Origin of the sequence: Tenacibaculum sp. 1B UA (assembly GCF_033978845.1) — a bacterium.
Classification (GTDB): domain Bacteria; phylum Bacteroidota; class Bacteroidia; order Flavobacteriales; family Flavobacteriaceae; genus Polaribacter.
Window position 1 is genome coordinate 1 of record NZ_JAKVUA010000014.1, and the last position, 15,259, is coordinate 15,259.

Below are 15,259 nucleotides of genomic sequence, written 5' to 3' on the forward strand. Positions count from 1 at the left end.
GGAGCTGCGGTAAAACCGTATGAAGGTTGGAGTATTTACTGTACGTCTAAAGCAGCCATTGATATGATGACCAAAACTATTGCTGCGGAACAAAACGAGCTTGAACATGGCGTAAAATGCAATGCTATGTATCCTGGTGTGGTAGACACCAACATGCAAACTGATATTAGAAGTACCAATGAAAAAGATTTTAAAAACGTACAACGTTTTATCGATTTAAAAGAAAACGACCAGTTGTACACTCCTGAATATGTTGCTGAAACCATTTTTAGCATAGACACCCAAAACAAACTACAAAATGGGGATATTGTAGATATTCGAAATTTTGACAATGATTAGTTTCAATACTTAATTGAATAAATATGAAAAAGATTTTACTTATACTTTTTAGCTCTATTTGTCTTTTTAGCTGTCAGAATTATGAAAGCGAAAAATACATTGAGAATGAGAATATAGCTATTAATGATCTTATCCTTGAAATGATAAAATTCGATAAAATAGTAAAACTTAATAATTGGGAGGATAAACAATTAAAACTTTATATTTTTTCTAAACTGGATACAAATACAGCTAATTCTGTTAAACCTAATGGATATGATACTGGAGCAAACGGAATTAGTTATTCTAAAGAGAAAATAAAGGAAAATAAAGAGAGATTTGAAAATGAATTAGAAAAATTTGAGAAAGAAGAACGTTTATTTTACGACCTGAAAAAAGGAAAGATAAAAGAGCGAAACTTAGATTACAGTTTCTCGAATGAAAAAATTGCCTTTTAATACATTAATCCTCAAAAGATAAAAGACTTTAACCCCAAAAAAAATGAGTATGGTTACTTGGACGTTTCAAGAATTATATTTAATTGGAATTACACTGTTGGTTATTTACATTACAGCTTTTACTGTGGAGATTTATGTGCTTGGAACGACAATATTAAAATAGAAAAGATAAATGGGAAGTGGAAAATAGTCGAACGCTATTCTGGAGGAATTTCTTAAAAAATGAAATCATGAAAAAGAAAATAAAATTGCTAACAATTTGTCTTCTAGCGTTTATAAATATTGGACATTCACAATCAAACGATACAATAAGAGGGAAAATTGTTTCTTCTATCACTCGCAAAAAACCAGTAGGAGAAATAGTTATCTCTGAAAAAGGTAGTACTGATTTTATTAAAGCAGATAGCTTAGGGTATTTTAAATTTATTACCAAAAACAAAAAATCTGAATATCATTTAGTTATAATTGCAGGAGATTATGATGTTCAAGAATTTGTCTTTAAATCTAAATGGCTAAACTATAAAAGACCTAAACATATAGTTGTTAATGCTAAATGTAAACTGAATAAAAAGAAAGCCTCATCAGATTGGAAAACTGGTAAAGCCAAACTTTATTTAATGGGTGGAATTGCCCCCATTGCTAATACTAAAAAAGATAAAAGATTTGAAAGAAAATATAAGCTTAAATATTACGATTTTAGTTGTGAAGCAAGATTACCTGAATGCTTAATTGATTACAATACATGGATATTTAAAAGTTTGGATTTAACACTTGGGAGAAGATGGAGAAAGACTGTAAGAAAAGATGTTATCGGCTATCAATAGCAATTCTTAACATAGATACACAAAACAAACTACAAAACGGGGATATTGTGGATATTCGGAATTTTTGAAAAATAATTTAACTTGATTCTTATCCTAAATTCAACTGTAAGCTTCCCCTAAAACCGAACTATTTTACTTTTTATTATACAATCAATGAAACCGTTGAATCACAACAGGATGCGTTGTGATATGTCAGGAATAGTATATGGAATGGGTATTGGGCTTATTATTTTTATGACAATAAAAAAAGACTCACCAATGGTAAGTCTTTTCTTATATCTTATACAGTAATCAAGCTACTTTTTTTGTAAAAAATATAACTCAGCCAATTCACCAGTTATTTCTTTTCCTTCAATATCTAGCTTTTGAATAGCTCCTTCTACTACTTTTAACTTATAAGCCTCTTCATTATCATCTATTAGTGTAATTACTGTACCAGCTGCATCCCATTCAAAAATTCCTTCAACTGTTTCTTCTTGTCCTTCTCCTAAATATTTTATAGTCATTACGTAGGTACCTTTATTTTTTAACAAAATGATGGTCTTAATTCCTTCACAGTCTGCACAAGGCAATACTCCTTCATATTCACCTTCCCAATCTAACGAGTTTTTTGCATTATGACCATCATTCATTTCTTTAATTGGATTTGTAGTTACATTACCATCCATTTCTTTGGATACAATTATTACTAATGAAGGACGTGTAGTATAACTAGTTTCATTTCCTTCAATAACTGAAAAGTCAAAATTAATTTTCTCTCCTTTTTTAGTAAGTGATACTGGTTGAAGCTCAGTTGATTTGTTATTCGCATCAACGGTAACTGCAATTACATATTCCTTTTCGAAGTCGATTGAAGTTGGAATTCCATTTTTCCCCATAACTGCTGCTGCCCCAAAATATTTCTCAAACTCTTCTCTATTATCTATTTTATTTGGAAGCCTATCTACATTATTTTTAATAAAATACCTCGAAGCAACTTTGTAAGTTACAGCTATAGACTCATTAGTTTCAATAATTTCTTCTTTAATTCCCTTTGATTTCTTGCTATTTAAGTTACACCCTACAAATACAGAAGTAACTAATAATAACGTTCCTAAAAATTTTAGTGTTCTCATTTTTTCATAATTTAATTAAACAATTACAGCATCATACTTAAATATGGCGTTTATCCGCAAGTTAACAACTATTATACCAATCAAATTTAGTTTCCTTTCTTTTAAAAAACACTTCTTATTTTTTACAAATAATTTAGTAATTTCGACCCTCTAAATCACTTTCATGAAAGTTTGCATCGCCGAGAAACCTAGTGTAGCCCGTGAGATTGCTAATATCTTAGGAGCCAATACCAAACGAGATGGATATTTCGAAGGTAACGGCTATGCTGTTACCTATACATTCGGTCATTTATGCACACTTTTAGAACCCAAAGACTACAAAACACACTGGAAAAGTTGGGACCTAAACAACTTACCCATGCTTCCTGAACGTTTCGAAACAAAAGTTACAGGTGATAGCGGAATTCAAAAACAATTCAAAATTGTAAAGTCCTTATTTGATAAAGCCGATGTGGTTATCAACTGCGGGGATGCTGGACAAGAAGGAGAGCTCATTCAACGATGGGTTATCAATCAAGCAAATTACAAAGGTAAAATTCAACGGTTATGGATTTCTTCTCTAACGGAAGAAGCTATTAAAGAAGGGTTTGAAAACCTAAAAGACAACGACGATTATAACAATTTATATTACGCAGGGTTTTCTCGTGCTATAGGTGATTGGTTGTTGGGCTTAAATGCTACCCGTTTGTACACTGTAAAATATGGTGGTTACAAACAAGTACTATCTATAGGTAGAGTGCAAACCCCTACCCTAGCTATGTTAGTTGATCGTTATAAAGAAATTCAGAATTTTAAACCTGAACCTTATTGGGAGTTACAAACGCAATATCGTGAAACTTTATTTAGTTGTGAAGAAGGTCGTTTTTTAAAGAAAGAAGACGGACAAGCTTTTGCCGACAAGGTAAAAGAAAGTGATTTTGAAATTACCTCGGTTACTAAGAAAAAAGGAAAAGAATACGCTCCTAAACTTTTTGACTTAACAGGCTTACAGGTATACTGCAACAACAAATTTGGGTTTTCAGCAGATGAAACCTTAAAAATTGTTCAGAAATTATACGAAATGAAAGTAGTTACGTACCCTAGAGTGGATACTACTTTTTTACCGAATGATATTTATCCTAAGGTTCCAAATATTTTAAAAGGACTAAAGCAGTATGCTTCTTTAACTCAACCTCTATTAGGAAAGAAAATACGTAAATCTAGTAAGGTTTTTAACGATAAAAAAGTTACCGATCACCATGCTATTATTCCTACAGGAATAGAAATCAACCTGCAATACAATCAGCAACAAGTGTATGATATTATTGTAAAACGATTTATTGCCGTGTTTTATCCTGATAGTGATATCTCTAAAACTGAAGTTAAGGGAGAAGCTGATAAGGTGCCGTTTAGAACTTCAGGAAAAGAAATACTTACCAAAGGTTGGCGAGCGGTTTTTGAATACGGAAGCGATGCTAAAAAAACAGAAGAGAAAGATGTACTTCCAACTTTTGAAAAGGGAGAAAAAGGTCCGCATGAACCTTCTTTTTTAGAAAAAGAAACCAAACCACCTCGCAATTATACCGAAGCGAGCTTGTTACGTGCCATGGAAACTGCTGGTAAGCAAGTAGATGATGATGAAATGCGTGAATTGATGAAAGAAAACGGTATTGGACGACCATCTACACGTGCGAGTATTATTGAAACGTTGTTTAGAAGAAAATACATCGAGCGCCAAAAAAAATTAATTATTCCTACCCAAACAGGTATTGATTTGATTGATTTAATTGACAATGAACTTTTAAAGTCTGCTGAATTAACAGGACTCTGGGAAAAACGTTTGAAAGAAATTGAACGTGGTGAATACCATGCTGCTACGTTTATCAATCAAATGAAAAAAATGGTTGATGATTTGGTCTATGAAGTTCGTTCAAGCTCTAAGACAAAAAGAATTTCTTACGAAGCTCAAAAAACAAAGCTAAAACCTAAAAAAACAGCTTCTAAAAAGAAAACCGTTGTTGGTAAAGAATGTCCAAAATGTAATAAAGGTCAATTATTAAAAGGAAGTGCTGCTTATGGCTGTTCTGCCTATAAAAATGGTTGTAATTTCACCTTAGCTTTTGAATTTATGGATAAAAAAATATCCGAAAATCAATTAATTCGTTTGCTTGATAAAGGCTGCACGACCAATTTAAAAGGATTCAAACAAGACGATAAAAAAGTAGAAGGTTTAGTTCGTTTTGATGATAATTTCAATTTAAAGTTTGAACCTAAAAAAACGAGTTCTAATGTCATTTCGAGTGATAACGAGAAACGTAAGTTCAGTGAAGCCAAGTCTCAAGACACCCTAACCTGCCCTAAGTGTAACAAAGGAGCCGTTTTAAAAGGAAAGTCTGCCTATGGATGTTCTGAATACAAAAATGGTTGTGACTTTGTGTTTACTTTTGAAAACATCAAAAAAATGGCTAACGGGCAACCGTTAACCAAAGAATTAGTATCTAAAATTATAACTTCTAAATAAGCTCGTTATAATAGTACCCTATTAATTTCTCTGGATTTTTAATGGTGTTTTTAATCCATTTAAAATACAATACCTTCTTTTCTTTATCTGATAGTTGCCAATCTAAACTCGTTCTTTTTAAACGTGTGGTCACATCTTGTAGCGTAATTGCTGCAGCTACTGATATATTTAAACTTTCGGTAAAACCAACCATAGGGATTTTTAAAAATCCATCCGCTTCTTGTTTTATATAATCAGAAATTCCATCTTTTTCAGCACCAAAAACAAAAGCTGATTTTTTGGTCACTTCAAAATCGGGTAACACACAAGAATCAGTATGTGGTGTGGTTCCTATAATTTGGTATCCTTTTGCTCGTAAATCTTCTAAACAGGCTTTGGTATTGTCTCCATCTTCTTTATACCGATGAATATCTAACCATTTCTGGCTTCCTTTTGCTACATGCCTTGATACTTTATTCGTGAACTTATTTTCAATTGCATACACATCTTGTACTCCAAAAATATCGCAACTTCTCACCACCGCACTGGCATTATGTGGTTGGTAAATATCTTCTAACACTACCGTGAAATGACGTGTGCGTTCATTTAAAACCTTATAAAAGGTTTCTTTTCTTTTCTCAGTAATGTAACCCTCTAAGTAGGCTAATAATCCTTCATCAATCATACCACAAACATAGTAATTTTTCCTATTTTTAGTCGCAGGGCGACAGCCTAGTATTTATTTTCTTAAACTTGCAACAAAATTTATATTTATGAAAAAACGATTGGTTGTATTAACAGGGGCAGGAATTAGTGCTGAAAGCGGTATTAAAACTTTTAGAGATGCTGATGGTTTATGGGAAGGTCATGATATTTATGAAGTAGCTTCACCTGAAGGGTTTCGTGCTAATCCTGAGTTAGTGTTAGATTTTTATAACCAGCGTAGAAGGCAACTTTTAGAAGTTTCTCCTAATAAAGCACATCACAACTTAGTTGTATTAGAAAATGATTTTGAGGTTACGATCATTACTCAAAATGTAGATGATTTGCACGAACGCGCTGGAAGCAAGAATGTAATTCACTTACACGGTGAGCTATTAAAAGCTCGTAGTACTAAAAACAAACACCTAGTTTACAATTGGAATAAAGATATTGTTATAGGCGATGTGTGTGAAGAAAAAGCACAATTGCGTCCGCATATTGTTTGGTTTGGTGAAGATGTTCCATTATTGGAAAAAGCTGCTAAAATTACCTTACAAGCCGATATTTTAGTTATCATAGGAACTTCTATGCAGGTGTATCCTGCTGCTAGTTTGGTTAATTATGTACAGCATAACACTCCAATTTATTTTATAGATCCTAAACCTGCTGTAAATAAAAACGCCTTCAATAACTTAACTATTATTGAAGACGTTGCTAGTACAGGTACTGATATGTTGGTTGAAAAGCTTCAACAAATTCAACATGATAATTAATTATGAATTTGATGTCAACTTATCAAAATACTCGTACAATTCTCCTTTAGAAATGTTACTTCCTTTTTCTATTAAATCAAAAAGTTCAACGTTTCTTTCTTCTTCATAATCTTTTGAGCCTCTTAAAAACTCAATAGTTTCATCATTCGGATTTTTTAATAACCACTCAAATCCTTCTTGCTCTAAAACATTCACCTCTTTATCAATTTTTATCACTATACGATGAATTTCTTTTTCATCACATTTAAATAGGTTGATCACTTTTGGTGAAAAATGTTCTAAATACGCTGTTTTGGTAAGAACATCGTCCCAAACCACATCACTAAACACATTCATTTCGTCTTCAGCTACTTGTGGTTTCTCATTTTTTAGCTCATCCCATTCTTTTTTATCAATGTTTTGTGATGCTAAAAAACGTGCAAACTCTTCATGCAATCCTTCAAATTGCTCTTTTGTAAGTTGTCTATATTTCAAACGTTTAAACTTTATTAATTAACTGATTCATCTGTAATTATAAAACACAGAACATTTACAACCACTCGTTGCACTCGTTCTCTCATTAAAAATTTTAAACAAATTCTTTTCTAAAGAAGTTTTTAATGTTTATTAATGTTCGTTTCATTTGGCAATTTTAATAATAAATTGGGGTTAGGGCAATTTTCCTTGTAAAAATCTAAGGTCTTTTTTGAAGACACTCCTGGGTAATCTCCATAATAATATTCAATATCTATTATTAACTGAAAGTGTAAATGCGGAGCATAATCTCCATTTACAGAACTATCTCCTAAGGTTCCTATCTTGTCTCCTTGTTTAACTTTTTTACCAACTGATATGTCTTCTAAAGATTCTAAGGATAAATGACCATACAATGAATAAAACTCATTTCCTTCAATTGAATGTTTTATAATAATTGTTGGTCCATAATCCCCATAACTTGTGTTATTTTTAAAACTATGAACTTCTCCATCTAGTACGGCCAAAATATCAGTTCCCGCATCGCACCATAAATCGATTCCTAAATGGATATTTCGTTGATTTTCTTCTGATAGTTTATTGAAATGTTCGCTTCTGTTATAAATACCTCTTACTTCTAAATATCCTCCAAAAGCAACTATTTTTTTTTCTCTTGAAAAATAATTCTCTAAATATGCTTCCCATTCTTTTGATGAAGAAATATCAAGGGTTAGTTCCTTATTAGATGCAGCCAATGAAATGGGAACGTACTCCTTAAAAGGTATGCTAACATCAACTACTTGCAATGGTTTTTGAGATATGTTGTTTAAAAATTCTATCATAAATATTTTTGTATAAAAAGAGTAACCAAAGATAATTGATTACTCTTACATCTGTAAATTATACAAGTTATTCTATCTTGTAACAGTACCACTAATTTCTTTAACTGGTCCTGCTCCCATAGTAAAAGTTACATGATCATCAGCATCTGATGGAACTCCATGCGCTAGGGGCTTTAATGTAAAAGGATTTGGACTATTATCTGGATCTGGCTCAACGGATATAACTGCTGTTGTTCCTCTTAAATCTGTAGGAAAAGTAAACCCAGTAGGGGCATTTTGTATAAAATCTTCTCCTGGATATCCTGGTCCATTATTTATATCTCCTTTAAATGGTGTTGTTACAGCATTATCATCTGCCATTGCTACATCAGTAAAGGTTCCTGTGCTAATTGGTGTGCCATTTATAACTACCCATCCTTCATACTTCCAACCTACTGGTAATGTTGGTAAAGATAATCCTGTAGCTGGACTTCCACTTGTTAAATCTAAAAACCAAATACCGCTTCTTTCATTGTTCATCATCCCATCAGTTGGAGTTGCTAGAATATACTTACCTGTAGCAGCAGAGAAATCTCCAACAATTTCTGTAGATGTTACTCCTGCTGAGTTACCAGAAAAATCTCCTGCTACTATTTTAGTATTCGCAGGCGCTGGGTCTGGGTCATTTGCTGGTTCTATAGAAAGTACAAATTTTGTAGCTGTTGCTAAAGCATTTGCTTCTACTACAAAAGAACTTTGCGATAGTTCTCCTGAGTCATTTACACTAAAAGTTCCTGTTGATACTGGTGCTCCATTTACTATAACCCAACCTTCATATACATACTCTGTTCCTAAATTTTCTAAACCAGTTACATTTAGACTTAAGTTTGATGTTCTTAGTGTGTTATCATCATCATCGCTACAGGCAGCAAAAGTTATCGTGCTTATTACTGCTAATGTTAAAAGTATTTTCTTCATTGTTTTTGTAATTTTGAATTTATACAAAAACAAAGTTACTTGCATGTTTTCTTTTAAAATGTTAGCTAGCTTACACTTATGCTGCTTTTTTTAGCAATCGTATCTCTTTTCTGTTAAAATCTATAATTTTTTCTTGTTTTAACTCATTCATTAAGGTATTTAAAGTAGGTCTTGAAGTACCTATGAGTGTTGCAATATCTTTCTGTGTATAAGGGTGTGCAATTACTTGATCTCCAGTTTTATCACATTCATAACCGTATTCTTCACAAAGCTCTTTAAAAAACTCTAACAAACGGGTTCGTGTATCTTTAAACAGCAATAATTGTAATCTTCTTTCTAGCTTTTTAATTCTTAAGCCTATGAATTTATGCATCTTAAAACTAACAGATACATTATCTCTCATTAATGAATACATAGTATCTTTAGATACGGGACAAATCACTGTAGCATTATCAATTGATTGTGCAAATTCATTTCTTTTATCTATTCCTAAAATAGCTTTTTCTCCAAATATTTCTCCTTTGGTTAAAATTGCTTTGATAATCTCATTTCCATCTTCAGTATAATATCCTATCTTCACTTTACCTTTATCTATTAGGTATATTTTACTAGCTGCCTCATCTTCAATATATATATAGTCACTCTTTTTATATGTAGAAAATATATGCTCCTGTTTATATCCCTCATATTTGTGTGGACATAATATCTTAAACAAATTAACATCTTCAAAAAACCAAAGTTTACCCATAGTTTACTTTTTAAACTAGGTCGGAAAGGTTAATGCTTCTTTACAAAAAAAGCTCTGGAAGATTCCAGAGCTTTTAAACTATTTATTTTTAAAAACGCTTATTAGGCATTTTGCTTTTTTATTAAATTTAAGGCTGATCCTTCTTTATACCATTCAATTTGTCCTTCGTTGTAAGTATGGTTTGTAACGATTATATCTTTTGAGCCATCAGTGTGTACTACTTCAATCGTTAATGGTTTACCTGGTGAAAACTCATTTAAGTCCAAGAAGTTAAACGTATCATCTTCTTGAATTAAATCGTAATCTGACTCGTTATCAAAGGTTAACCCTAACATTCCTTGTTTTTTCAAGTTTGTTTCATGAATACGTGCAAATGATTTTACTAATACTGCGGCAACTCCTAAATGACGTGGTTCCATTGCTGCATGTTCACGAGAAGAGCCTTCACCGTAATTATGGTCTCCTACTACAATCGTTTTAATTCCTTTTGCTTTGTATTCACGTTGCACCTTAGGTACTGCATCATACTCTCCTGTCAATTGATTTTTCACGAAATTCGTCTTCATATTGAAAGCATTTACAGCTCCAATTAACATGTTGTTGGAAATATTATCTAAGTGTCCACGGTAACGTAACCAAGGACCTGCCATAGAAATATGATCAGTTGTACATTTTCCATGTGCTTTGATTAATAATTTTGCTCCTTCGATTGTATCTCCTAATGGAGTGAATGGAGTCAACAATTCTAAACGTTCTGAATTAGGGTTTACAACTATTTTTACATGACTACCGTCTTTCTCTGGTGCTAGATATCCATTATCTTTAACTTCAAACCCTTTTGGTGGTAACTCCCACCCTGTTGGCTCATCAAACATTACCTCTTCTCCATTTTCATTGATTAATGAATCTGTCATTGGATTAAAGTCTAAACGTCCTGAAATTGCAATAGCAGCTGTTAATTCTGGTGAAGCTACAAAAGCATGTGTATTAGGATTACCATCAGCTCGTTTAGCAAAGTTACGGTTGAAAGAGTGAACAATACTGTTCTTTGGTGCATTTTTAGGGTCACTATACCTAGCCCACTGCCCAATACATGGGCCACATGCGTTGGTAAATATTTTAGCATCCAGCTTTTCAAAAAGGTCTAAAATACCATCCCTTTCTGCTGTGTATCGAACTTGCTCTGAACCAGGATTGATTCCTAACTCAGACTTCATTTTTAATCCTTTATCAATTGCTTGTTGCGCTATTGAAGCTGCACGTGATAAATCTTCATAAGAAGAATTTGTACAAGAACCTATTAATCCCCATTCAACTTGTAACGGCCAGTCGTTAGCTGTTGCCTTTTCTCCCATTTCTTTTCCTGCTGGTGTTGATAAATCTGGAGTAAAAGGTCCATTTAATAAAGGCCCTAATTCTGATAAGTTAATTTCAATAACTTGATCAAAATATTGTTCAGGGTTTGTATATACTTCTATATCTCCTGTTAAGTATTCTTTAATTTCATTTGCTGCATCTGCAACATCGCTTCTATCTGTAGCTCGTAAATAACGTTCCATAGATTCATCATAACCAAATGTTGACGTGGTTGCTCCTATTTCAGCTCCCATGTTACAAATAGTCCCTTTACCAGTACATGACATTGCTGTTGCCCCAGGTCCAAAATATTCTACAATTGCACCTGTTCCTCCTTTTACTGTAAGAATTTCTGCTACTTTTAAAATCACGTCTTTCGGTGCTGTCCAACCGGATAATTTACCTGTTAATTTTACACCTATTAATTTTGGAAACTTCAATTCCCAAGGCATACCTGCCATTACATCTACTGCATCTGCCCCTCCAACACCAATAGCGACCATACCTAATCCTCCAGCATTTACCGTGTGAGAATCAGTACCAATCATCATTCCTCCTGGGAAAGCATAATTTTCTAATACTACTTGATGAATAATCCCAGCTCCAGGTTTCCAAAAACCAATACCATATTTATTAGATACAGATTCTAAAAAGTTAAAAACTTCACTACTTACATCGTTTGCATGTTTTAAATCGGTTGCTGCTCCATCTTTAGCCTGAATTAAATGATCACAATGCACAGTAGTAGGTACCGCTACCTTATCTTTTCCTGCTTGCATAAATTGTAATAATGCCATTTGTGCTGTTGCATCTTGACATGCAATGCGATCTGGTGCAAAATCTACATAATCCTTTCCTCTTTCGAAAGCTTTCGTTGGGGTTTTATCCCAAAGATGTGTGTATAAAATTTTCTCTGCTAATGTTAAAGGCTTACCCGTAATTTTACGTGCAGCATCTACACGATCAACCACCTTACTGTACACCTCTTTTATCATATTAATATCAAAAGCCATAAATGTTATTTTTTTGTTGCTCTACGAATTTACCAAAAAAAAATAGTTTAAGAATGGGCTTGCCATATAATTATAAAAAGTTTAAATAAGTTTTTTCTATAGCTAAACCATGATACTCTTATTTATAAAAGAAAGCCCGAATCTTTTCAGACTCGGGCTTTTCAATTAAATTTTAGTAACCTATGCTGTTACTAATTGTTTTTGAGATGGTTTAAACTTCGTTAAAACAATACCTTCAACAGCTTTTTCATACTCTTCCATAGTAGGAGTTCTTCCTAAAATAGTAGATAATACTACTACTGGTGTAGATGATAATAAAGATTCACCTTTTTTCTCTCCTGAATCTTTTACTACTCTTCCTTGGAATAAACGTGTTGATGTAGCCATTACCGTATCTCCTGGTTCAGCCTTTTCTTGGTTCCCCATACATAAGTTACACCCTGGACGCTCTAAATATAACATGTTTTCATACTTAGTACGTGCTAAACCTTTTGGCTCGTTATCATCAAACTCAAATCCTGAGTATTTTTGTAATACTTCCCAATCTCCTTCTGCTTTTAACTCATCAACAATGTTGTATGTTGGTGGAGCAACTACTAACGGAGCATTAAACTCTATTTTTCCTTGTTGCTCTTCAATATTTTTCAACATTTGAGCTAAAATCTTCATATCTCCTTTATGAACCATACAAGATCCTATGAAACCTAAATCTACTTTTTTAGTTCCTCCATAGAATGATAATGGTCTAATAGTATCGTGCGTATAACGTTTAGAAACATCCTCGTTATTTACATCAGGATCTGCAATCATTGGCTCAGCAATTTCATCTAAATCGATAACTACCTCTGCATAATATTTAGCGTCTGCATCAGGTTTTAATGCTGGTTTAATTCCTGTTTTAACTTCTTGAATTCTAGTATTTGCCTTATCAACTAAACCTTTCAGTACTTGCCCTTCATTATCCATTCCTTTATCAATCATGATTTGAATACGATCTCTGGCAATTTCTAACGATTCTATTAATGTTTCATCTTCTGAAATACAAATAGAAGCCTTCGCTTTCATTTCAGCTGTCCAATCAGTAAATGTAAAGGCTTGATCAGCTGTTAATGTACCAATATGTACTTCAATAACCCTTCCTTGGAACACATTTTCACCATCAAATTGCTTTAACATTTGTTGTTGTGTTGCATGTACTACATCGCGGAAATCCATGAAACTTCTCATGTCTCCTTTAAATGTTACTTTAACAGATTGTGGAATAGGCATTGTTGCTTCCCCTGTTGCTAAAGCTAATGCTACTGTACCAGAATCTGCTCCAAAGGCTACTCCTTTTGACATACGTGTATGCGAGTCTCCTCCAATGATAATATCCCAATCACTTACCGTAATATCGTTTAATACTTTGTGAATTACATCAGTCATTGCAGGATATTGTCCTTTAGGATCACGTCCTGTAATTAACCCGAAGTCGTTCATAAACTTCATTAATCTTGGAATGTTTGCTTTTGACTTATCATCCCATACGGAAGCTGTATGACATCCTGATTGGTATGCTCCATCAACTATTGGTGAAATAACAGTGGCAGCCATCATTTCTAATTCCTGAGAAGTCATTAACCCTGTAGTATCTTGAGAACCTACAATATTAACTTCTACACGAGCATCAGAACCAGCATGTAATGTTTTTCCTGGAGTTGCCCCTACTGCATTCTTATTAAATATTTTTTCAACAGCAGTTAACCCTTGTCCTTCAACAGAAATTTCTTTAGAAATAGCATATACTTGTGGTACTTCTATTCCTAATATTTTAGCTGCAAATGTTTGTAATTTCTTACCAAAAACAACCGCATAAGATCCCCCAGCTTTTATAAACTCCATTTTTTGTGGAGTTAACGCTGCTGAAATATCTTTTAACTCTTTTTCTCCGCTATATAATTTCTTAGTTTTTGTATTGATTGTAAGAATTGTTCCTGTTTCTACAGAGTATTCTTGCTTTAAAACTGGCTCTCCGTCTTCATCTACAACTGTATTACCTTCAGCATCTTTTTGTTTTACCCAATTTTTTAAATCGATACCGATACCACCTGTTACACCAACTGTAGTTAAAAAGATTGGAGAAATTCCGTTGGTTCCTGCAATTACTGGTGCGATGTTGATAAATGGAACGTATGGACTTGATTTAACACCTGTCCATAAAGCTACGTTATTTACCCCTGACATTCTTGAAGACCCTACTCCCATTGTTCCTTTTTCAGCTACTAACATCACACGTTTGTCAGAATGTTGTTCTTTAAGCGCTAAAAGCTCTTTTTGCATATCTTTATTATGCTCGAAAAGTGATTGTCCGTGTAGTTCACGATCAGACCTTGAGTGTGCGTCAGCTCCTGGAGATAATAAATCTGTAGAAATATCTCCAATTCCAGCTATGTAAGTAACTACTTTAATTTCTTCTTCTACTTCAGGAAGTTTTGTAAAAAACTCGGCTTGTGCATAGCTTTCTATAAGCTCTTTTGCTATTTTATTACCAGCTTTATAAGCTTCCTCTAAACGCTCTGTATCTGCTTCATATAAGAACACCTGTGTTTTTAACACTTTTGCAGCTTCTTCAGCAGTAGCCGCATTATTACCTAATGCTAAATCAAGTAAAACTTCTATAGAGGCTCCTCCTTTCATGTGCCCTAATTGTTCTAAAGCAAAAGCTGGAGTTATCTCTTCTATTACAGATTCACCTAGAATAATTTCTTTTAAAAATTTAGCTTTTACCCCTGCGGCACTTGTTGTACCTGGTAAAACGTTATAAATAAAGAAATTAAGAGAATCTTTTCTGTGAGGATTGTTTACATCTTTAATTTGTGAGATGATTTCTGTTAACAATTCACTTCCATCAATTGGCTTAGGGTGAAGCCCTTGCCCTTTTCTTACTTCAATCTCCTTTAGGTAATCTGAGTATGTGTTCATAAAAAGTTTTGTTTTTAAATATTTAAAGGAAATAGTAAAAATTACTATATATTAAAGCTGATTTTTTTACAACTTTATCCTGTTATTTTTTGCTTAGCAAAAGTAACATTTTAACCTTAATTTAAAAAATAAACAACAAAACAGCCAAAAAAGCGTATTAATTAAATTTGAAAAACCTCTTTTTAAAAATATTTCAAAAAAACAAGTAAAAAACCATCTAATAATTATCAAATTGATAATTCATTATTTTGAAGAGAATG

General features: G+C 33.1%; 14 protein-coding genes. 6 read left to right on the top strand and 8 right to left on the bottom strand.

The features are described 5' to 3' along the window. From MK851_RS11140 to MK851_RS11155, 4 genes are all read left to right on the top strand, one after another. A partial coding sequence (locus MK851_RS11140; RefSeq protein WP_320243944.1) for an SDR family NAD(P)-dependent oxidoreductase occupies positions 1 to 339 on the top strand: 339 nt, incomplete at its 5' end. 23 nt (positions 340 to 362) lie between these two features. Next, positions 363 to 776, top strand: coding sequence for a hypothetical protein (locus MK851_RS11145; protein WP_320243946.1), 414 nt, complete (start codon positions 363 to 365; stop codon positions 774 to 776). Positions 777 to 833: 57 nt separating this feature from the next. Then, a complete protein-coding gene (locus tag MK851_RS11150) occupies positions 834 to 995 on the top strand; it encodes a hypothetical protein (RefSeq protein WP_320243947.1) in 162 nt (53 codons plus the stop codon). A gap of 11 nt (positions 996 to 1,006) precedes the next feature. Beyond that, positions 1,007 to 1,600: a hypothetical protein gene (locus tag MK851_RS11155; protein ID WP_320243949.1), complete on the top strand. Its 594-nt coding sequence runs from the start codon at positions 1,007 to 1,009 to the stop codon at positions 1,598 to 1,600. Between the two features lie 296 nt (positions 1,601 to 1,896). On the opposite strand, the gene MK851_RS11160 is transcribed toward MK851_RS11155, so the two are convergent. Continuing rightward, positions 1,897 to 2,715: a copper resistance protein NlpE gene (locus MK851_RS11160; protein ID WP_320243951.1), complete on the bottom strand. Its 819-nt coding sequence runs from the start codon at positions 2,713 to 2,715 to the stop codon at positions 1,897 to 1,899. 163 nt (positions 2,716 to 2,878) lie between these two features. On the opposite strand from MK851_RS11160, the gene MK851_RS11165 reads away from it, so the two are divergent. Next, a complete protein-coding gene (locus tag MK851_RS11165; protein WP_320243954.1) occupies positions 2,879 to 5,215 on the top strand; it encodes a DNA topoisomerase 3 in 2,337 nt (778 codons plus the stop codon). Here the strand turns inward: MK851_RS11165 and MK851_RS11170 are convergent. Further along, positions 5,208 to 5,879: an RNA methyltransferase gene (locus MK851_RS11170; protein WP_320243956.1), complete on the bottom strand. Its 672-nt coding sequence runs from the start codon at positions 5,877 to 5,879 to the stop codon at positions 5,208 to 5,210. The two genes, MK851_RS11165 and MK851_RS11170, sit on opposite strands and share 8 nt — an antisense overlap. An 88-nt stretch (positions 5,880 to 5,967) precedes the next feature. Here MK851_RS11170 and MK851_RS11175 point away from each other — a divergent pair, with 88 nt between their 5' ends. Further along, positions 5,968 to 6,669, top strand: coding sequence for an NAD-dependent deacylase (locus MK851_RS11175; RefSeq protein ID WP_320243958.1), 702 nt, complete (start codon positions 5,968 to 5,970; stop codon positions 6,667 to 6,669). On the opposite strand, the gene MK851_RS11180 is transcribed toward MK851_RS11175, so the two are convergent. The 6 genes from MK851_RS11180 to MK851_RS11205 all read right to left on the bottom strand — a co-directional run bounded on the left by MK851_RS11180 (position 6,670) and on the right by MK851_RS11205 (position 14,999). Beyond that, positions 6,670 to 7,143, bottom strand: a complete 474-nt coding sequence (locus MK851_RS11180; protein ID WP_320243960.1) for a DUF6495 family protein — start codon at positions 7,141 to 7,143, stop codon at positions 6,670 to 6,672. It abuts the gene before it with no gap. Positions 7,144 to 7,265: 122 nt separating this feature from the next. Next, the gene (locus tag MK851_RS11185) at positions 7,266 to 7,964 is read right to left on the bottom strand and encodes a peptidoglycan DD-metalloendopeptidase family protein (RefSeq protein WP_320243962.1); all 699 of its coding nucleotides are present in this window, start codon (positions 7,962 to 7,964) and stop codon (positions 7,266 to 7,268) included. A gap of 72 nt (positions 7,965 to 8,036) precedes the next feature. Next, positions 8,037 to 8,921: an anti-sigma factor gene (locus MK851_RS11190; RefSeq protein WP_303510132.1), complete on the bottom strand. Its 885-nt coding sequence runs from the start codon at positions 8,919 to 8,921 to the stop codon at positions 8,037 to 8,039. Between the two features lie 76 nt (positions 8,922 to 8,997). Beyond that, on the bottom strand, positions 8,998 to 9,669 hold the full coding sequence (locus MK851_RS11195) for a Crp/Fnr family transcriptional regulator (RefSeq protein WP_320243964.1): 672 nt from the start codon (positions 9,667 to 9,669) through the stop codon (positions 8,998 to 9,000). Between the two features lie 101 nt (positions 9,670 to 9,770). Continuing rightward, the gene (locus MK851_RS11200; protein ID WP_320243966.1) at positions 9,771 to 12,038 is read right to left on the bottom strand and encodes an aconitate hydratase; all 2,268 of its coding nucleotides are present in this window, start codon (positions 12,036 to 12,038) and stop codon (positions 9,771 to 9,773) included. Positions 12,039 to 12,218: 180 nt separating this feature from the next. Beyond that, complete coding sequence (locus MK851_RS11205) at positions 12,219 to 14,999, bottom strand: bifunctional aconitate hydratase 2/2-methylisocitrate dehydratase (RefSeq protein WP_320243968.1); 2,781 nt, start codon at positions 14,997 to 14,999, stop codon at positions 12,219 to 12,221. Between the last annotated feature and the right edge of the window lie 260 nt (positions 15,000 to 15,259).